A 19343-nucleotide genomic window follows, 5' to 3' on the forward strand; every position below is an offset into this window, starting at 1 on the left:
CGCTGGTCGGTCAGTGGAATAACTTCATGAGCGCGGCTCAGTGATGCCGAGTCGCGCTCATGTGATGCTCATCGGGTCGCCGCGCGGGTGAATGCGCGGGTCAAAGCGTCAGGACGCTCAGTCGAGCATGCTGATTGCCGTCGGCGCGTCTTCGCGCTTCTCGGCCAGGTCTTCGAACTCGTTGATCGCGTCGATCTCGGTGCCCATCGAAATGTTGGTCACACGTTCGAGAATCACTTCGACGATCACCGGCACGTTGAACTCGGAGAGCATCGATTGCGCTTTCTGCAGAGCCGGCTTGAGTTCTTCCGGCTTGAACACGCGGATCGCCTTGCAACCCAGGCCTTCAGCAACTGCGATGTGGTCCACGCCGTAGCCATTCATTTCCGGTGCGTTGATGTTCTCGAAGCCGAGCTGCACGCAGAAGTCCATATCGAACGCGCGCTGTGCCTGACGGATCAAACCGAGGTACGAGTTGTTCACCACCACGTGAATGTACGGCAGCTTGAATTGCGCGCCGGCTGCCAGTTCTTCGATCATGAACTGGAAGTCGTAGTCGCCCGAAAGTGCGACGATCGGACGTTGCGGGTCTGCTGCACGCACACCGAGCGCTGCCGGAATCGTCCAGCCGAGCGGGCCTGCCTGGCCGCAGTTGATCCAGTTACGCGCCTTGTAGACGTGCAGGAATTGCGCGCCGGCGATCTGCGACAAACCGATCGTGCTCACGTAGCACGTGTCGCGGCCGAACACCTGGTTCATCTCTTCGTACACGCGCTGCGGCTTCATCGGCACATTGTCGAAGTGCGTCTTGCGCAGCATCGTCTTCTTGCGTTCCTGGCAATCGGCGACCCATGCGCTGCGGTCCTTCAGCTTGCCGGCGGCCTTCCATTCCTTCGCCACTTCGACGAACAGTTCGAGCGCGGCTTTCGCGTCCGACACGATGCCAAGGTCCGGTCCGAACACGCGGCCGATCTGCGTCGGCTCGATGTCCACATGCACGAACTTACGGCCCTTGGTGTAAACCTCGACGCTACCCGTGTGACGGTTCGCCCAGCGGTTGCCGATTCCGAGCACGAAGTCGGAGGCGAGCATCGTCGCGTTGCCGTAGCGGTGCGACGTTTGCAGGCCGACCATGCCGACCATCAGCGGATGATCGTCGGGAATCGCGCCCCACGACATCAGCGTCGGGACCACCGGCACGCCGACGGTTTCGGCGAACGTCACGAGCAGGTCTTCAGCGGCTGCGTTCAGCACGCCGCCACCCGAAACGATCAACGGCTTTTCAGCGTCGTTGAGCATCTTCAACGCAGCTTCGATCTGCTTGCGTGTCGCTTTCGGCTTGTAGACCGGCAGCGGTTCGTACGTGTCGATGTCGAATTCGATTTCGGCGAGCTGCACGTCGATCGGCAGGTCGACCAGCACCGGACCCGGACGGCCCGAGCGCATCAGGTGAAATGCCTGCTGGAACACGCGCGGCACCAGCGCCGGCTCACGCACGGTGACGGCCCACTTGGTGACCGGCTTGGCGATCGATTCGATATCGACAGCCTGGAAGTCTTCCTTGTACAGACGCGCGCGCGGAGCCTGGCCCGTGATAGCGAGAATAGGAATCGAGTCGGCCTGAGCGGAGTACAAACCGGTGATCATGTCGGTGCCGGCAGGGCCCGAGGTGCCGATACACACGCCGATGTTGCCCGGCTGGGCGCGCGTATAGCCTTCGGCCATGTGCGACGCGCCTTCAACGTGACGCGCCAGCACGTGGCTGATGCTGCCTGCCTTGCGCATGGCCGAGTAGAACGGGTTGATTGCTGCGCCCGGAACGCCGAATGCGGTGTTGATGCCTTCTTTTTCGAGCACCAGCACGGCTGCGTCGACGGCTCTCATTTTGGCCATGAATGTCTCCTGAATGTCTGGGGTGGGCGAATAAGTGGGGGTGACGAATTCGCTAACGAATGTGCAAACCAAAAGGTGTTGATCGAACTGTAGGCCTCACCTAAAGGTTTGATAAGATCAGTCCAGGTCGCTTATTTCGAAACAAAAAGTATGGAATGACGCGTGGGTGGGCGGGCGCGCAGCGCGGCGCCGGGGGTGCGGCGGGCAAAGGGAGATCCGGAAGCCGCCAGCTATGAACCCTGAGCCCTTAGCCTTAAAGCGCGAGACGGGTAGCAACGATCTTGCATGGTCGACTGCTTTGCATGGGACCGGAGACAGACATGGACCGCTTCAAACAAATCGAAACTTTCGTGCGCGTGGCTGACGCGGGCAGCCTCGCGGCGGCGGCGCTGGAAGAGGGCGTGTCGCCGGTGATTCTCGGGCGCCGCATCGACGCGCTGGAAAAGCGCCTCGGCGTGAAGCTGATGTACCGCTCGACGCGGCGTCTCGTGGTCAGCGAAGACGGCGCGGCGTTTCTCGAGCGCTGCCGCGGCCTGCTGACCGAGTGGGACCAGGCGGAAAACGAACTGAGCGCCGGACGGCGCGCGGTGAACGGCCATCTGATCGTGTCGGCGCCGGCCGCGTTCGGGCGCAAGCACGTCGCGCCGCTCGCGCCGGCCTTTCTAGCCGACAAGCCCGAATTGCAGGTGTCGTTCAACCTGACCGACCGGGTGGTGGATCTGGTGCGCGAGGGCTATGACCTGTCGATCCGGATCGGCGGCGCGGTCGATCCGAATTTCGTCGCGGTGAAGCTGGCGTCGAACCGGCGCGTGGTCTGCGGCACGCCGGACTATTTCCGCAAATACGGCAAGCCGAAAACGCTCGAAGATCTGCCGCAGCACAATTGCCTTGCGTTCAACCTGCAAGGCGGCCAGAACCGCGGCTGGTACTTCCGCCGTAATGGCAAGCTGGCGACGGTGCGGGTAGGCGGCACGCTCGACTGCAACGACGGCGAGCTGCTGCATCGCTGGGTATCCGAAGGGCTTGGGCTCGGCTGGCGATCCACGTGGGAAATCCAGCAGCAACTGGCACGCGGCGAGCTGGAAACCGTGCTGGATGAATTCGCGCTGCCCGATTACGACATTCTGGCGGTCTATCCGCAGCAGCGTTATGTGCCGGCCAAGGTGCGCTACTTCATCGATTATCTGAAAGAGGTGTACGCCAGCGCGGATTACTGGAATCGCCCGACTTATTAGCGGGTTAAATAGTCGGATTCCGGCTGGAGGCGGGAATAAACTCGACAGGTGAGCGGTTATGCCTGATGAGCGAGTGACAACGCGTTACCCAGCCTAGCCGCAATGCCCTGGAGGGCCCAGGTGGTCCAGACCGATTCAGACGCCGCCCGCGCGCACGTCGACGCCGATGCCGATGCAGCGAGGAGCCGCCGTTTTCAGCAGATGGCGCTGCCGCACCTCGACGCCGCGTACAACCTTGCGCGCTGGTTGTGCGGCAACGCCAACGATGCCGACGACGTCGTGCAGGAAGCGTTCATGCGCGCGTTCCGTTTCTTCGATACCTTTCGTGGCGATTCGGCGCGCCCGTGGCTGCTCGCGATCGTGCGCCGCACCTGGTACACGGAGTGGCGGCGGCGCGCGTCGTCGCACGAGGTGGTCGAGTTCGACGACACCATGGACGACGCGACTTTCGACGGCTGGAGCACGGGTGGCACGGATCCGCAGACGCTCCTGATCCGCAACGAGGATACGAAGCTCGTGCACGACGCGCTCGCGCAGTTGCCGGTCGAGTACCGCGAGGTGCTGATCCTGCGGGAGCTTGAAGAAATGGGTTATCGCGAGATCGCGATGGTGGCCGATGTGCCGATCGGCACGGTGATGTCGCGGCTCGCGCGGGGCCGGCGCAAGCTGGCCGCGCTGCTGACGGCGAAGCAGGGGGCCGGCCTACCGGCGTCCGGGCTTCCGGGAGGGAGTGGTCCGCCGCGCGCCGCGACGCCCGGCGCATGCACGACACCCACGGCGTCCGTCACGCCACTGCGGGCGGCCTCCAACGGCCGTCCATCCAACAACCCCGGCGCAAGCGGCGCCGGCTTAGCTCAGGAGACGCCAGATGGACTGTAACGAAGCGCGGCCGCTCCTCGATGCGAACGCCGACCACGAATTGCCCGCGCCGGACGCTCAGCGCGTTCAGCAGCACATCGAGAGCTGCGACGCCTGCCGGCGCGAAAGCGAAAACCTGCATGCGTTGAGCGAGTCGCTGCGCGCCGCGCCCTATCACCGCGCGCCGGCGTCGCTGCAGGCCCGTATTGTTGCGGGACTGCCTGGTACGGACGATGCCGTCGCCACGGCGCAGGCTCCGGCCAGCGCGGCCGGTGCGGCTGTTCAGCCGCCGCCGCATCGGCGGCGCTGGTTCGCGTGGATCGATGGCTTTAATAACTGGTTGAACGGTTGGCGTGGTCAGCAGGGCGGTTTTGGCGGTCCGGGCGGCGCCGTCGGCTCGAACAGGCTGATGGTGCAAGGCGGGCTGGCCGCGCTGGTTGTTGCGCTGTGCGCCGTGACCGCGGGCGTGACGCTGAATCTGCGGCGCCCGGCGGAGTTCGGGCCGTTCGCCGACGAACTGGTTGAGAGCCATGTGCGAGCACAAGTGTCGGGGCGCGATATCGACGTGATTTCGACGGACAAGCATACGGTCAAGCCGTGGTTCAACGGCCGGCTCGATTATTCGCCGCCGGTCGAAGATCTGGCGGCGAGCGGCTTCGCGCTGGAGGGCGGGCGGCTGGATTACCTCGCGCATCAGCGAGTGGCCGTGCTGGTGTACCGCTACCGCAAGCATGTGATCGACGTGTATGTGTTTCCGGAGGCTGGCTCCGGCGGAACCGGGCGCGCCACGGAAGGCGCGGCTCCTGCGACACTCGCCCGCGAAGGCTATTCGATCTCGCACTGGAATGCAGAAGGCATGACCTGGTGGGCGATCACGGACGCGGCGCCCGATGCGTTGAGCGGGATGGAAACGGCGCTGAAAGCTCGCCTGCAAGGCGGCAGCGGGCGCACCGAAGGCGGCTAGGAGCAGCTGTGATCAGCGGTTTTATTCGCAAGACCGCGCGGAAAAGGAGGGCGCGGCGGCCTTCGGCGCGTTCGCGGATTTGCCCGCCGGCCCCGGTCGCCTTTCTGGTTATCGTGGCCTGAAGCGTCGGCCGTTTCCGCCCGCCGGCCCCTAAACCCTTGAAAACACACCCGATTCGCGCGCCGGATTAACGGGATATCTTGCAACCCGGCCCTAATCGGGTTACACTCTTTGGCTTCTCACTTGCCACACCGGTTCCGACGCCCGGGTGGCTTTAATCCACAAGTCCCAAGGAGTGTGTATGCGTCATTATGAAATCGTCTTTATCGTGCACCCCGATCAGAGCGAGCAAGTGCCCGCCATGATCGAGCGTTACAAGAGCACGATCACCTCGCACGGTGGCCAGATCCACCGTATCGAAGACTGGGGCCGTCGCCAACTGGCCTACATGATCGAGAAACTCGCGAAGGCTCACTACGTCTGCATGAACATCGAATGCGACCAAGCCACGCTCGACGAGCTGGAACACGCATTCAAGTTCAACGACGCTGTTCTGCGTCACCTGATCGTCAAGATGAAGAAGGCCGAAACCGGCCCGTCGCCGATGATGAAGGAAGTGCAGCGCGAAGAAGCCAAGAAGTCGGCTGCTACGCAACCGTCCGAAGCGCAGGCTTAAGACACACTATTTAAGCTACCAGATCAAGCGTTGCTTTCGCCCAAGGCTACATGAATCGGCTGCAACTTACGGCCAGCGTCGTCGAACGCGAACCGGTGCGGTATACCCCCGCCGGCGTTCCGATTGCAGGCTGCACGTTGCACCACCGCACGGAAGTCGTCGAAGCCGGCATTACCCGGCAAGTCGAACTGACCATGCAGGCGGTAGCCGCAGGTGAGGCAAGCGGTAAGCTGGAAGGCTGTCGGATGGGCGTAGAAACGCTCTTCACAGGCTTTCTGGCAAAAAAGCACCGCAACGCAAGAACGCTGGTATTTCACATCACAGAATTGCAGGACATTGGAAAGGACTGAACATGCCCCGCCCGACTGGTAAGAAATTCGACAAGCGTCGTCAGCAACAAAATCCGCTCTTCAAGCGCAAGAAGTTCTGCCGTTTCACGGCCGCTAACGTCGATCACATCGACTACAAGGACCTCGAAACGCTGAAGGACTTCATCGGCGAAAACGGCAAGATCACGCCGGCGCGTCTCACGGGTACGAAGTCGCACTATCAACGCCAGCTGGATACGGCAATCAAGCGCGCACGTTTCCTCGCGCTGGTGCCGTACACCGACCAGCACAAGGCCTAACCCGACGACGCGATAAGGAGTATCCGAATGCAAATTATTCTTCTGGAAAAAGTCGTCAATCTGGGCAACCTGGGCGATATCGTGAAGGTCAAGGACGGTTACGCACGTAACTTCCTGATCCCGAACAAGCAAGCTCGCCGTGCAACGAAGGAAGCCCTGGCTGAATTCGAAGTTCGCCGCGCTGAACTCGAAAAGATCGCCGCTGAAAAGCTGGCTGCCGCTCAAGCTCAAGGCGAAAAGCTGGCAGGCTCGACGGTTCAGATCAATCAGAAGGCTGGCGTCGACGGCCGTCTGTTTGGTTCGGTGACGAACGCCGACATCGCTGACGCACTGGTTAAGCAAGGCTTCGCAGTGGAAAAGGCGCAAGTGCGTCTGCCGGAAGGCCCGCTGAAGATGGTTGGCGACCACGCTGTTCAGATCTCGCTGCACACCGACGTTCTCGTCGATGTCAACGTGGCTGTGATCGGCGAACACGTTTAAGCATTAAGTTGTATCCGCCAGGTTGTTGCTGGCAAAAGGCAGGGGCCGGGTGACCGGCCCCTGCCTTTTTTATTGCCTGCTTTCGACGCATCGAAGTATCGGTTTTTGATTTCCTCCGCGCGCATTTACCCCGATAATTCCTCTCCATGAACGCACCGTCCAAAGATCCCCAAATCGAGTCGCTGAAAGTCCCGCCGCATTCGATCGAAGCCGAGCAGTCGGTGCTGGGCGGCCTGCTGCTCGACAACGCGGCATGGGACCGTATCGCCGACTTCCTGTCGCAGAGCGATTTTTACCGATATGACCATCGCATCATTTTCGAGCACATCGGCAAGCTGATCGCGGCGACGCGTCCGGCCGACGTGATTACCGTGTACGAGGCGCTCGGCACCTCGGGCAAGGCGGAGGAGGTCGGCGGTCTCGCGTACCTGAACGCGCTCGCGCAAAACACACCGAGCGCGGCCAATATTCGCCGCTACGCGGAAATCGTGCGCGATCGCGCGGTCCTGCGCCGCCTTGTCTCCGTGGCCGACGAAATTTCCGCCGACGCTTTCAATCCGCAGGGTAAGGAAGTCCGTCAGTTGCTGGACGAGGCCGAATCGAAGGTGTTTTCGATCGCTGAAGACGGCGCGCGTGGCACGCAGGGCTTCCTGGAGATCGGGCCTTTGCTGACCGAGGTGGTCGAGCGGATCGACACGCTATATCACACCGCCAATCCGAGCGACGTGACCGGCACGCCGACCGGCTTCGTCGACCTGGATCGCATGACCTCCGGTATGCACGGCGGCGAACTGATTATCGTGGCGGGCCGCCCGTCGATGGGTAAAACGGCGTTTTCGATGAACGTCGGCGAATACGTGGCGGTCGAGTACGGCCTGCCGGTCGCCGTGTTCTCCATGGAAATGCCGGGCTCGCAGCTCACCATGCGTATGCTGGGCTCGGTCGGCCGGCTCGACCAGCACCGCATGCGAACCGGGCGCCTGACCGACGAAGATTGGCCGAAGCTCACGCACGCGGTGCAGAAAATGAGCGAGGCGCAGATTTTCATCGACGAAACCGGCGGCTTGAACCCGATGGAATTGCGCTCGCGCGCGCGCAGGCTGTCGCGCCAGTGCGGCAAGCTCGGCCTCATCATCATCGACTATTTGCAGCTGATGAGCGGTTCGTCGTCGGGTGAAAACCGGGCGACCGAAATCTCGGAAATCTCGCGTTCGCTGAAGAGCCTCGCCAAAGAACTCGACGTGCCGGTGATCGCCTTGTCGCAGCTCAACCGGGGTCTCGAACAGCGCCCGAACAAGCGGCCGATCATGTCCGACCTGCGTGAATCCGGCGCAATCGAACAGGACGCGGACGTGATTCTGTTCATCTATCGCGATGAGGTGTACAACCCGGACAGTCCGGACAAGGGCACGGCGGAAATTATCATCGGTAAGCAGCGGAATGGCCCGATCGGCCCTGTTCGGCTCACATTCCATGGTCAATTCACGAAGTTCGACAACTTTGCCGGCGCGCAGAATTTCTACAGCGAGTAAAGGAATAACTGTTGGGCCTGTTGTAACGACGCTTTCAAAAGTGCGGCATCGATCCTGGAACGGTACAATGTGGCGGTTTTATGTCAGCCATAATGTGACCAATTTCCGGGATCCCAATGTTCGGTCGATTCATGCCCACCGAGGGCAAGTTCTTTGAAATTTTCAATGCGCACGCAACGTGCATCGTCTCGGCAAGCCACGAACTCGAGCTGCTGATCGACAACCTGCAGGACGCCGAGACCCATAAGCAGAATGTGCAGAAGTCCGAGAAGGCCGCTGACAAGCTCACGCACGAAGCCATCGACCTGCTGCACAAGACCTTCATCACGCCGCTCGACCGCGACGAGATCCACAAGCTGATCACCACAATGGACGACATCCTCGATCTGATGGAGGACGTCGCCACCGCTATCTCGCTGTACGACGTGCAGGCGGTGACCTCTGAAGCGAGCCAGTTGGCGCACATCTGCACAGCCACCTCCGAGCGCGTGCAATTCGCCGTCAGCCTGCTGTCCGACATGAAGCAGGCGAGCCAGATCCTGAAGGCGTGCGAGGACATCGACCGTCTGGAATCGGAAGCCGACCGCGTGCTGCGCTCGGCCATGTCGAAACTTTTCCGCGAAGAAGACAACGTCAAGACGCTGATCAAGCTGAAGGCGATTTACGAACTGCTCGAAACGATCACCGACAAGTGTGAGGACGTGGCGAACATCATCGAAGGCATCGTGCTGGAAAACGCATAATGCAATCGATACAACTCGCTATCTGGGTCGTCGCCGGCCTGGTTGCCGTCGCGCTGATTTTCGACTTCATGAACGGCTTCCACGACGCGGCGAATTCGATCGCCACGGTCGTGTCGACCGGCGTGTTGAAGCCGCAGCAGGCCGTGGCCTTTGCGGCGGCTTTCAACGTCGTCGCGTATTTTGTATTCCACCTGAAAGTGGCGCAGACGGTCGGTAAGGGCACGATCGACCCGAACATCGTCGACCACTACGTCATTTTCGGCGCATTGGTCGGGGCGATCGGCTGGAACATCATCACGTGGCACTACGGTATTCCGTCCAGCTCGTCGCACGCGCTGATCGGTGGGTTGGTGGGCGCGGCGCTCGCCAAGTCGGGCTGGGGTTCGCTCAATTTCGACGGACTGATGAAGACGGTTGCGTTCATTTTCATCTCGCCGCTGCTCGGTTTCGTACTCGGCTCGTTCTTTATGCTGGCGGTGTCGTGGATCTACTTCCGTACGCCACCCAGCAAAGTCGACCGGCGCTTCCGGCGTCTGCAACTGATCTCCGCAGGCTTGTACAGCCTCGGGCACGGCGGCAACGACGCGCAGAAAACCATCGGCATCATCTGGATGTTGCTGATCGCGACCGGCTACGCTTCGTCCATCGCGGACGCACCGCCGCTGTGGGTGATTGGCGGCTGCTATCTGTCGATGGGTATCGGCACGCTGTTCGGCGGCTGGCGGATCGTCCGCACGATGGGCCAGAAGATCACCAAGCTGAAGCCAGTAGGTGGCTTCTGCGCGGAGGCGGGCGGTGCGATCACGCTATTTACGGCGTCGTGGATGGGTATTCCCGTGTCCACTACGCATACGATCACCGGCGCGATCGTCGGGGTCGGCGCGACGCAGAAGTTGAGCGCGGTGCGCTGGGGCGTAGCCGGCAACATCGTCTGGGCGTGGATTCTGACAATCCCTGCCTCGGCGGCGCTCTCCGCGGCAGCCTGGTGGCTCGGCCACCGCTTCCTGTAAGCGCGCGCGAACGGCGAGGGGGCTGTCAAGCCGCCAGACTGTTCGCGCTGTAAAACGGCAAGCCACTCAAGCTGTCAGTCAAATCAGGCGCGCCGCTCAGATCAGCGGCGTGTTGCCTCCATCCATCGGGACGATCGCGCCCGTCACATAGCTCGCGCGGCGGCTCGCCAGAAACAGCGCGACGTCGGCAATTTCCTCCGGTTTTGCATAGCGTCCGAGCGGCACTTTAGCCTGCCCGCGCGCTAACGCGTCCGCGCTTTCAATGCCTTGCTGCGACGCTTCCAGTTTGACCGCTTCCTCGACGCGCTCGGTCAGCGTCGAACCCGGGTTGATCGCATTGATACGGATGCCGTAGCGCGCGTAGTAGTGGGCGAGGCCGACGGTGGCAAGCATCAGCGCGGCATTGGCGGCGCCACCGGCGATATGGATATCGCTCGCGATCTTGCCGCCCATACCGATGATGTTGACGATCGTGCCGGGTGCGGTGTCGTCGCCAGCCTTCACGCGCTCGGCCATGCGCCGCAGCACTTCCTGCTGCGGGTAGATGTAGGGGAAATACTTTGCTTCCATGGTCGCGCGGAAGGCATCGGCGTCCAGTGTTTCCGGGTCGTAGCGACGGGCCGCACCGGCGCTGTTGATCAGCACGTCGATGGGACCGACCGCGGTGGTGACTTCCTCGACGACGTCTGCTGCGCTGTGCGGTTCGTGCAGGTCAGCGCGGGTCCGATGCACATGCAGGCCTTCCTGCTTCAACTGCTCGTAAGCGCGCGCGAGATTGGCAGGGTCGCGCGAAACGATCGCGACCTTCGCACCCTCGAGGGCGAACGCCCGGGCACACGCGAGCCCGATTCCTTTGCTGCCGCCCGTGATCAGCACCACCTTGTCTTTCAGACCGAGATCCATCGTCATCACCCGCTGTCGGAAGAATATCGGTGACGATAGCAGATCGGCAGCGTAGCGGGGATGGCGTGGTTTGGGGCCCGGCGTGTGGGCGGCGGGGCTCAACTAGGACGAGGCGGCACGGCCGTGGGTCATGAGCTATCAGCGACCAGCCACAAGGAATGAGCGACGAGCCACGACCCCGCATCTCTCAATTAGTCGTTACCGTTGGCGAAGCGTGCGATCGGGTCGTCGGTCGTTTGCGTTGGGGCCGGGATGCCACGCGATGCCGTCGAGGCGCGCATGATCTGGACGCCTGCGTTTCCATCGGCTTGCTGGGCCTGCTGTGCCTGGCGCGCGGCGACTGAAGCGGCTGGAGGCGGCTCGAATGCGTCCGCCGCGGCGTCGATTGGATCCGGCGTGCGGGCGACAGCCGTTGGCGATTCAGCGCGTGCCGTCTGCCGACTTGTCGAGCTCACAGCGGCGTCAAACGTACTCGCTTGCGCGGCCGCAACGGGCGCCGGAGACACTGCGCCTGCTGCGCGCGCCTGTATCTGCGCGGCGCTCATGCCGGGCGGCGGTGGTTCGAACGGATCAGCTTGTGGCACCGGCGCCGCAGCCGTAGCTGTCGAAGGCTGTGCGGCGGCAGTCAGTGGCGCACGAGTGGTCGCCGCGACCCGAGCCGTTTGCTGCGAAGCCGCCGGGTTCGCGGCGTAGCCCGAAGCTTGCGACGCAACAGGCGCTGCCGTATAGCCCGCCGGCCGCGTCGTCACAGGGTTCGCCGCGTAATCCGACGAAGATTGCGTCGCCAGCGCGGCGCCCGTATAAGCCGATGCTGTCTGAGCGACCGGTACGGTGCGTTCCGGTTGCGGCGCCGCAGCCTGATAGCTCGGTGTATCGAACGGCGCCGGCTTCGCTGCCGGCGCCGCCACGCGACGAATGCCGTCGAAGCGCTTGGCCCAATACGGATTGGTCAGATAGTCGAGCCGTACCGTGCCACCCGTCGACGGCGCGTTGACGAAGCGCAGCTTGCCCACATAAATACCGACGTGCGAATGCGCCCGCCCGGTGGTGTTGAAGAAAATCAGATCGCCCGGCGCAATTTCATCCGGTTCGATCGATTCGCCGCGGCCGCTCATATCCGCAGTCGTGCGCGGCAGACTCACGGAAGCGGCGCGGGATACCACGTAGCGAACTAATCCGCTGCAATCGAAGCCGCTGTCGGGTGTATTGCCACCCCAACGGTATGGAATGCCGACGAGACTCATCGCCTGGATTGAGATTTCCTCGCGGCCGACACTGTGGTCGACGAAATTCGGGAAGCCCGGAGGCGGCGCGCGATAAGCGCCGTTCGTGACCACGACCGACGAACCCGATTCGCGCGACGTCTTTTGCGGCGCGCCGGCGCAAGCGGCGAGCAGCAAAACGGTCAGCAGCGAGAAGGCGAGTCGGCGCATGAAGACGGGGAGAGCGGTAAACGCTCGTTTAATGGCGGACGATTTCGGGATGGTAGCCCGTCGAACATGGCTCAGGCAAGAATTCTTGACAAATTACTTGAAGTTTGCGCGCTAAGTGTTGCCCGTCTGGAACGTGTGGCGAATAAAAAAGCCGCGTCCGGGTTGACCCGGGCGCGGCTTCTGGTTGAAGCTAAAGCGTTGAAACTTAAAGAATTTCCGACGCGTAATCCGCGAGGCGCGAGCGCTCGCCGCGCGCGAGCGTCACGTGCCCGCTGTGCGCCCAGCCCTTGAAGCGGTCGACCACGTACGTGAGACCCGAGCTGCCTTCCGTCAGGTAAGGCGTATCGATCTGCGCGATGTTGCCGAGGCAGATGATCTTCGTGCCCGGACCGGCACGCGTGACCAGCGTCTTCATCTGCTTCGGCGTCAGGTTCTGCGCCTCGTCGATGATCAGATACTTGTCGACGAACGTGCGGCCGCGCATGAAGTTCATGCTCTTGACCTTCAGGCGCGAGCGGATCAGCTCCTGCGTCGCGGCGCGGCCCCATTCTCCGGCAGCGTCGTCGGTTTTCTGCAGGACTTCGAGGTTGTCGTCGAATGCACCCATCCACGGTTGCATTTTTTCCTCTTCCGTACCCGGCAGGAAGCCGATGTCTTCACCGACGGGCACCGTTGCGCGCGTGACGATGATCTCGTTGTAGCGCTTGTCGTCGAGCACCTGAGCCAAGCCGGCCGCGAGCGCGACCAGGGTCTTGCCGGTACCGGCCTGACCCAGCAGCGTGACAAAGTCGATCTCCGGATTCATCAACAGGTTCAGCGCGAAGTTCTGCTCGCGATTGCGCGCCGTGATGCCCCACACGTTGTTCTTGTGGTGGCCGTAGTCACGCAAGGTTTGCAGCAACGCCGTCTTGCCGTTCAGCTCGCGCACCAGCGCATGAAACACCGGCTCGCCGTTCTGCGGCTCCAGATAGACAAACTCGTTCACCAGCATCGAGGCGCACAGCGGACCCGTCACACGGTAATACGTGGTGCCGGTTTTGGTGTCCTGCCAGCTCTCCATGCCCTTCGCGTGCTTGGTCCAGAAATCCTGCGGCAGCGCACGGATGCCCGAGTACAGCAGATCGCTGTCTTCGAGCACCTGGTCGTTGAAGTAATCTTCCGCGGGCAGACCGAGCGCATGCGCCTTGATACGCATGTTGATGTCTTTCGACACCAGCACGACCTGGCGATCCATCCGGTCGCGCTGCAGTGCACGCACTACGCCGAGAATCTGGTTGTCGGCCTTGCCTTCCGGCAGACCTTCGACCGGCTCGATGGCGTTGAGCTTGGTCTGGAAATACAGGCGCCCGGACGCCTCGCGACTGCCGAGACGCGCAAGCGAAATGCCGTCCGAGATGTTGCCGGCGTTCGCCACCAACGCGTCCAGCGTGCGGCTCACCTGGCGAGCGTTACGCGCGACTTCGGACATGCCCTTCTTGTGGTTGTCCAGTTCTTCCAACGTCATCATTGGCAGATAGACGTCGTGTTCCTCGAAACGGAACAGGCAGCTTGGATCGTGCATCAGCACGTTCGTGTCGAGCACGAAAAGCTTCTGCATTTCGAGCGGGTCGGTGGACGCGCCGCGCTTCTTGCTGGTGCCGCGCGTGCTGGGTGCTACGGCTGCAGGCGTGCTTGCGGCCGGGTCTTTCGCGCTTGGCGCGCGCGCGACGACCGGCTGCGATCTGGCAGCGGGCGTGGGAACAGCAGCCGGCTCGGCTTGCGCACGGGTAGCGGGAACCGGTTGCAGCAAGGCGGCGGTCTGCTTCGATTTGCGTCCACGCGCCGGTGCGGCTTGCTCGGCGGATGCGGACGCAACGGAGGAAGCCGGCGATGCCGGTACGGGCCGCAAAGTGGTCGCGGCATTGGCGGCGTGCGCCATCGGCGTGGCGACGTTCGCGCGGCCGTAATCGGCCGACTCTGCTGATTCCCCTCCGACTGCCTGTTTCTTCGCGGCGGAGCGCGCCGGCGTGGCGGCTTTGGCCTTGTATTCGTCAGGCGGCAGGAGATTGCCGAGCTTGCTGGGGGGGGTAGGCAAAGGCATGGTTTCCCTCGAATTAATCGGGTCGCATTTCGTGCGCCGCCTGTCGCATTCTGCCGGTGCCAGTGAGTGCGCACGCAGTTTGCGCCCGGAGGCGCGCATTCGGTCTAGAGATGCCGGTTCGCCTGGTCTTCGATCGGCTCCTTAACGGAAGCGCGTAGCCGAGTGAACGAACGGCTGCGCGCAATTAAAAAAGCCGCCGCCCCGGCGTACGGGACAAGCGGCTCGCCTTCGGTCATCGCGTTGCGCCTCACGACTCCGACGGCACCGACAAAACGGCCGTCAAGTCTGGCGCAGTTGCGAAAAGTGTGGGGTGGACAGGCACTCATTGGAACCCAATATAACGCGCCTCAAAGCGCTTGTACAGCCTCCAGAATGTCGTCGACGTGCCCTGGCACTTTCACGCCACGCCACTCCTGGCGCAGCACGCCTTCGGCGTCGATCAGGAACGTGGAGCGTTCGATCCCACGTACTTCTTTGCCATACATTTTCTTCAATTTCATGACGCCGAAGAGCGCGCACAAGGTTTCCTCGGGATCCGAGATCAACGGAAACGGCAGTTCGAGCTTTGCCTTGAAATTGTCATGAGAGCGCAGGCTGTCGCGCGACACGCCAAGAATTTCCGCACCGGCTTTCCTGAACTTCGGATACAGGTCGCGGAATTGCAGACCTTCGGTCGTGCAGCCCGGCGTGTTGTCCTTCGGGTAGAAATACAGCACCACCTTCTTGCCCCGCAGCTTGGACAGCGTGATATCGCCACCGGTAGCGGGAGCGGTAAAGTCGGGGAGGGGTTGGTCGACTGCGATGGGCACGAGGTTCTCCGGTTGTGATGGCCGACGCCGCAGTATTTGCATTTGCTTTTGCAACTACTGTGGCGTCGGCCTGGCATCGAGGCTTTGGGGAGGGCGAATGGCGCGTGGTGATCGCTCGCGCGGTGCTCGGGTCGCCGGGGCCGGCTGCAGCTTGGCCAGTCAGGGCTGGACAATCAACTCGCCGGAGCGGCCTGGAATTTCGCCCCACGTAACAGGGTACGATGGCAGCGTCCTGCGGTCTAGCGTGGCGTAGTAATCACCCATGGTCGCGAAGGTATGGCCTTGCGCGCGCCAGCCTTCCAGCAGCTGTTCGAAAATCGGCGCGAGCTTTTGTCCTTCGAGTTCCGCGTGCAGCGTGAACACCTGATCGTGCGGATTGTTCTCGGTGTGCTTCAACATCCATGCGGCGACGTTGTGCTCGTCGACGCCATCCACGCCGAGCACTTCGTCGAGCGTGGGCAGCGTGGTGGGCATCTGCACGTGCGACAGTTGCTTACCGCCGACCACTGGCAGATACGGCGAGTGGCCGCGCCCGTCGGAAGCGTAGTGCATGCCCCATGCGTCGATCTGCTCGAACGCATGGCCGTTCATCTGCCAGCCCGCCGCACCGTGCGTGACAGGCGGCGCGCCGAAGATCGCGACAAAGCGGTTGAAGCTTTTCTGCATCTGCTTCCCGGTCCACTCGCGATCTTGCGAACGCACGTTGTCCTGCCAGTAAACGTGGTCCCATGTGTGGATGCCACATTCGAAACCGGCTTCATGAATCGCGCGCATTTCGGCGGCGGTCTTCACGCCGATGTCCGGTCCGGGCAGCAGCACGCCATACATCAATTGCTTGATGCCGTAATGCTCGACCACCGACGTGCGCGACACCTTCTTCAGAAAGCCTGGCCGCAACACGCGGCGCATCGCCCAACCAGTATGGTCGGGTCCGAGGCTGAAGAGGAAAGTGGCGCGCGCCTTGAAACGGTCGAAGATGCGAGCGAGATTCGGCACGCCTTCGCGGGTGCCGCGCAGCGTGTCGACGTCGATCTTCAGGACGATACGAGCCAAGGATCAGGCCTTATTATTGTTGTTCGACGAGGGCGCGAGCTTCGGCGACGTGACCACGATACGCTTCGAAAATCTTGCGCAGCGCTTCGTCGAAGGTCGACTTCGGCGCCCAGCCGAGTTCCTGCATCGTGTTGTCGATCTTCGGCACGCGGTTCTGCACGTCCTGGTAGCCCGCACCGTAATACGCGCCCGAGGACGTTTCGACCAGCTGCACCTGCTTCGCGAGGTCGGCGTATTCCGGGAATTCGGCGGCCAGCGTCAGCATTTTGTGCGCGAGCTCGCGCACCGAGAAGTTGTTGGTCGGGTTGCCGATGTTGTAGATCTTGCCCGTGGCGACGCCGTCCTTGTTCTCGATGATCTTCATCAGCGCGCCGATGCCGTCGTCGATATCCGTGAACGCGCGCTTTTGGGCGCCGCCGTCCACGAGGGAGATGTTCTCGCCACGCACAATGTGGCCGAGGAACTGCGTGACCACGCGCGAGCTGCCTTCCTTCGGCGTGTAGATCGAATCGAGACCCGGGCCGATCCAGTTGAACGGACGGAACAGCGTGAAGTTCAGGCCTTCCATGCCGTAACCCCAGATCACGCGGTCCATCAGTTGCTTGGAGCACGCGTAGATCCAGCGCGGCTTGTTGATCGGGCCGTACGACAGTTGCGACTCTTCCGGATCGAACTGCTCGTCCGTGCACATGCCGTAGACCTCGGAGGTCGACGGAAACACGAGGTGCTTGCCGTACTTGACGGCCGAACGCACGATCGGCAGGTTCGCTTCGAAATCCAGCTCGAACACGCGCAACGGCTGCTTCACGTACGTGGCGGGCGTGGCGATCGCGACCAGCGGCAGGATCACATCGCACTTCTTGATGTGATACTCGACCCACTCCTTGTTGATCGTGATGTCGCCTTCGAAGAAGTGCATCCGCTCATGGTTGATCAGGTCACCCAGACGTTCGGTCTGCATGTCCATCCCGAAGACTTCCCAATCGGTCGTTTCGAGAATGCGTTTGGACAGGTGATGGCCGATGAAGCCGTTCACACCCAGAATCAGGACTTTTTTCATGAGTAACGGGGAGTTTCGAGGGGAGTTTGGATGAGCCGGGCGAATTCGGCCGGGGCGACAACGGTTTCGTTGCCGTCATGCTGATGCCGCAATTCGTGGATGGCGATCGAGCGACCGTCGCCGCATATCGCAAAAACGGCATTATCGCTTACGTGCAGGCCTGGCGGCAAATCCGAGCGAAGCGCGCCGGGCGCAGCCAGCCGCGCACGGGCGATGATGAAACGGTGGCCTTCGATATCCGTAAACGCGCCGGGATAGGGTGGCGCGACCGCGCGGATCAGGTTGTAGACCTGCTGCGCGGGTTGCGTCCAGTCGATCCGGCCGTCTTCAGGCTTGCGCCCGCCGTAGTAGCTGCCGTGCGTCAGATCGTTCGGCAGATGCGGTGCTTCGCCCGCGAGCAGCGCCGGGAGCACGCGCCAGAGGGTTTGCTCGGCGGCCACCGTGACCTTGTCGAACACTTGCGCGGCGGTGTCGTCGGGCAGGATCGGCACCGGCGTTTGCGCGATGATCGCACCCGCGTCGGGCTTGGCGGCCATTTCGTGCAGCGTCGCGCCGGTTTCGGTTTCGCCGTGGATCACCGCCCAGTTGGTCGGCACGCGGCCTCGGTACTTCGGCAGGAGCGAGCCGTGCATGTTGTAAGCGCCCCGTGCGGCGAGTGCCAGCAGGTCGACCGGCAACATGTGACGGTAATAGAACGAGAAGATGAAGTCCGGGCGCGCGGCGCTCACCGCGGCGCGCAATTCCGGACTTTTCGGATCGGCCGGCGTGACGACCGGAATGCCGTGCTCGGCCGCAACCGAGGCGACGCTGCCGAACCAGATGTTTTCGCTCGGGCTGTCCTCGTGCGTGACGACCAGCGCCACGTCGACACCGCGTGCGAGCAGCACCTGCAGGCAGCGCACGCCGACGTTGTGATACGCGAATACGACGGCGCGCGGCTTCATGGATTCGGGCCCTGATCGACCAGCGGCGCCGCTTGCACCGCCTGCACGACCGTCTGACGCGGCGCTTCGCTCACGGTGGTGCCGTCGCGCTGCTCGAGAATCGTCTGCACCAGATAACGCGGACGCGCGCGCACCTGCTGGTAAATCCGGCCGATGTATTCACCCAGCAGGCCCAGCGCGAAGATGATCACGCCGAGCAGGAAGAAGGTGATTGCGAACAGCGTGAACACACCTTGCACTTCCGCGCCGATGATGAAGCGGCGAATCAGCAGCAGCACGAACAGCGCCGCGGACCCGAGCGACAGGATCACGCCGATGAACGACAGCCATTGCAGCGGCACCACCGAGAAGCCGGTGACCAGGTCGAAATTCAAGCGGATCAGCGAATACAGCGAGTACTTCGATTCGCCGGCAAAACGCTCTTCGTGCGCGACTTCGATCTCGACCGGATTCTGCGCGAAGGTATATGCGAGCGCCGGAATGAAGGTGTTGATCTCGCCGCAGCGATTGATCGTGTCGATGATGTGCCGGCTGTAGGCGCGCAGCATGCAGCCCTGGTCGGTCATCTTGATGCGCGTGATGCGCTCGCGCAGACGGTTCATCGCGCGCGAGGCCTTGCGGCGCCACAAGCTGTCCTGGCGTTGCAGACGGATCGTGCCGACGTAGTCGAAACCTTCGCGCATCTTGTTGACCAGCTTGCCGATTTCTTCCGGCGGATTCTGCAGGTCGGCGTCGAGCGTGATGACGATCTCACCGCGCGATTGCTCGAAGCCCGCCAGAATCGCCATGTGCTGGCCGTAGTTGCCGTTCAGCAGGATCACGCGGGTCGTGTCGGGCCGCGCGCGGAACTGCTCGGCGAGCAGGGCGGCGGATTTGTCGCGGCTGCCGTCGTTGATGAAGATCACTTCATAACCGGTGCCGAGCGCGTCAAGCGCCGGGTAAAGGCGCGTGAACAGCTCGGCCAGCCCGGCTTCCTCGTTGTACACCGGAATGATGATCGACACTTCCGGTGCGACGGCGCGATGTTCCGAATAACTCATTT

The 19343-nt window shown here is 62.4% G+C and carries 19 protein-coding genes; 10 read left to right on the plus strand and 9 right to left on the minus strand.

Going from position 1 to position 19343, the window contains the following annotated elements; all coding sequences use genetic code 11:
• Positions 1-117 precede the first annotated feature (117 nt).
• The gene (gcl, locus tag KHO23_RS33055) at positions 118-1893 is read right to left on the minus strand and encodes a glyoxylate carboligase (RefSeq protein ID WP_211617054.1); all 1776 of its coding nucleotides are present in this window, start codon (positions 1891-1893) and stop codon (positions 118-120) included.
• Positions 1894-2213: 320 nt separating this feature from the next.
• Between gcl and KHO23_RS33060 the strand changes: the two genes are divergently transcribed.
• From KHO23_RS33060 to KHO23_RS33105, 10 genes are all read left to right on the plus strand, one after another.
• Complete coding sequence (locus KHO23_RS33060; RefSeq protein WP_211617056.1) at positions 2214-3128, plus strand: LysR family transcriptional regulator; 915 nt, start codon at positions 2214-2216, stop codon at positions 3126-3128.
• A gap of 120 nt (positions 3129-3248) precedes the next feature.
• Positions 3249-4007, plus strand: a complete 759-nt coding sequence (locus KHO23_RS33065; RefSeq protein ID WP_211617058.1) for an RNA polymerase sigma factor — start codon at positions 3249-3251, stop codon at positions 4005-4007.
• Entirely contained in the window at positions 3997-4950 is a 954-nt protein-coding gene (locus tag KHO23_RS33070; RefSeq protein WP_211617060.1) for an anti-sigma factor family protein, read from the plus strand. Before KHO23_RS33065 ends, KHO23_RS33070 begins: the two co-directional genes overlap by 11 nt.
• Before the next feature lie 301 nt (positions 4951-5251).
• Positions 5252-5626 (plus strand): 30S ribosomal protein S6, encoded by a 375-nt coding sequence (gene rpsF / locus KHO23_RS33075; protein WP_097392318.1) that lies wholly within the window; start codon positions 5252-5254, stop codon positions 5624-5626.
• A 50-nt stretch (positions 5627-5676) separates the two neighbouring features.
• The gene (gene priB, locus KHO23_RS33080; protein ID WP_211617062.1) at positions 5677-5976 is read left to right on the plus strand and encodes a primosomal replication protein N; all 300 of its coding nucleotides are present in this window, start codon (positions 5677-5679) and stop codon (positions 5974-5976) included.
• 2 nt (positions 5977-5978) lie between these two features.
• Positions 5979-6254: a 30S ribosomal protein S18 gene (rpsR, locus tag KHO23_RS33085; RefSeq protein WP_012432802.1), complete on the plus strand. Its 276-nt coding sequence runs from the start codon at positions 5979-5981 to the stop codon at positions 6252-6254.
• Positions 6255-6281: 27 nt separating this feature from the next.
• Positions 6282-6734, plus strand: a complete 453-nt coding sequence (gene rplI, locus KHO23_RS33090; RefSeq protein ID WP_211617064.1) for a 50S ribosomal protein L9 — start codon at positions 6282-6284, stop codon at positions 6732-6734.
• 146 nt (positions 6735-6880) lie between these two features.
• Positions 6881-8266: a replicative DNA helicase gene (locus KHO23_RS33095; protein WP_063495982.1), complete on the plus strand. Its 1386-nt coding sequence runs from the start codon at positions 6881-6883 to the stop codon at positions 8264-8266.
• Between the two features lie 116 nt (positions 8267-8382).
• Positions 8383-9009, plus strand: a complete 627-nt coding sequence (locus tag KHO23_RS33100; protein ID WP_211617066.1) for a DUF47 domain-containing protein — start codon at positions 8383-8385, stop codon at positions 9007-9009.
• On the plus strand, positions 9009-10019 hold the full coding sequence (locus KHO23_RS33105; protein WP_211617068.1) for an inorganic phosphate transporter: 1011 nt from the start codon (positions 9009-9011) through the stop codon (positions 10017-10019). Before KHO23_RS33100 ends, KHO23_RS33105 begins: the two co-directional genes overlap by 1 nt.
• 96 nt (positions 10020-10115) lie before the next feature.
• Here the strand turns inward: KHO23_RS33105 and KHO23_RS33110 are convergent, their stop codons facing one another.
• The 8 genes from KHO23_RS33110 to KHO23_RS33145 all read right to left on the minus strand — a co-directional run bounded on the left by KHO23_RS33110 (position 10116) and on the right by KHO23_RS33145 (position 19341).
• Positions 10116-10922, minus strand: coding sequence for an SDR family oxidoreductase (locus KHO23_RS33110; protein WP_211617070.1), 807 nt, complete (start codon positions 10920-10922; stop codon positions 10116-10118).
• 191 nt (positions 10923-11113) lie between these two features.
• Complete coding sequence (locus tag KHO23_RS33115) at positions 11114-12355, minus strand: C40 family peptidase (RefSeq protein WP_211617072.1); 1242 nt, start codon at positions 12353-12355, stop codon at positions 11114-11116.
• 205 nt (positions 12356-12560) lie between these two features.
• Positions 12561-14435 carry a PhoH family protein gene (locus KHO23_RS33120; protein ID WP_211617074.1) on the minus strand — a complete coding sequence of 625 codons (1875 nt, stop codon included), beginning with the start codon at positions 14433-14435 and terminating at the stop codon, positions 12561-12563.
• A 347-nt stretch (positions 14436-14782) separates the two neighbouring features.
• On the minus strand, positions 14783-15286 hold the full coding sequence (locus KHO23_RS33125) for a peroxiredoxin (RefSeq protein WP_407946091.1): 504 nt from the start codon (positions 15284-15286) through the stop codon (positions 14783-14785).
• A gap of 117 nt (positions 15287-15403) precedes the next feature.
• Positions 15404-16297, minus strand: a complete 894-nt coding sequence (locus tag KHO23_RS33130) for a polysaccharide deacetylase family protein (RefSeq protein WP_211617078.1) — start codon at positions 16295-16297, stop codon at positions 15404-15406.
• 13 nt (positions 16298-16310) lie between these two features.
• Positions 16311-17357 (minus strand): bifunctional UDP-4-keto-pentose/UDP-xylose synthase, encoded by a 1047-nt coding sequence (locus KHO23_RS33135; RefSeq protein WP_211617080.1) that lies wholly within the window; start codon positions 17355-17357, stop codon positions 16311-16313.
• Positions 17354-18301, minus strand: coding sequence for a formyltransferase (locus KHO23_RS33140; RefSeq protein WP_211617082.1), 948 nt, complete (start codon positions 18299-18301; stop codon positions 17354-17356). The genes KHO23_RS33135 and KHO23_RS33140 overlap by 4 nt, the downstream gene beginning before the upstream one ends.
• Positions 18298-19341 (minus strand): glycosyltransferase, encoded by a 1044-nt coding sequence (locus tag KHO23_RS33145; protein ID WP_211617084.1) that lies wholly within the window; start codon positions 19339-19341, stop codon positions 18298-18300. The genes KHO23_RS33140 and KHO23_RS33145 overlap by 4 nt, the downstream gene beginning before the upstream one ends.
• Positions 19342-19343: the final 2 nt, after the last annotated feature.

Source organism: Paraburkholderia haematera (assembly GCF_905220975.1).
GTDB classification, from domain to species: Bacteria; Pseudomonadota; Gammaproteobacteria; order Burkholderiales; family Burkholderiaceae; genus Paraburkholderia; species Paraburkholderia haematera.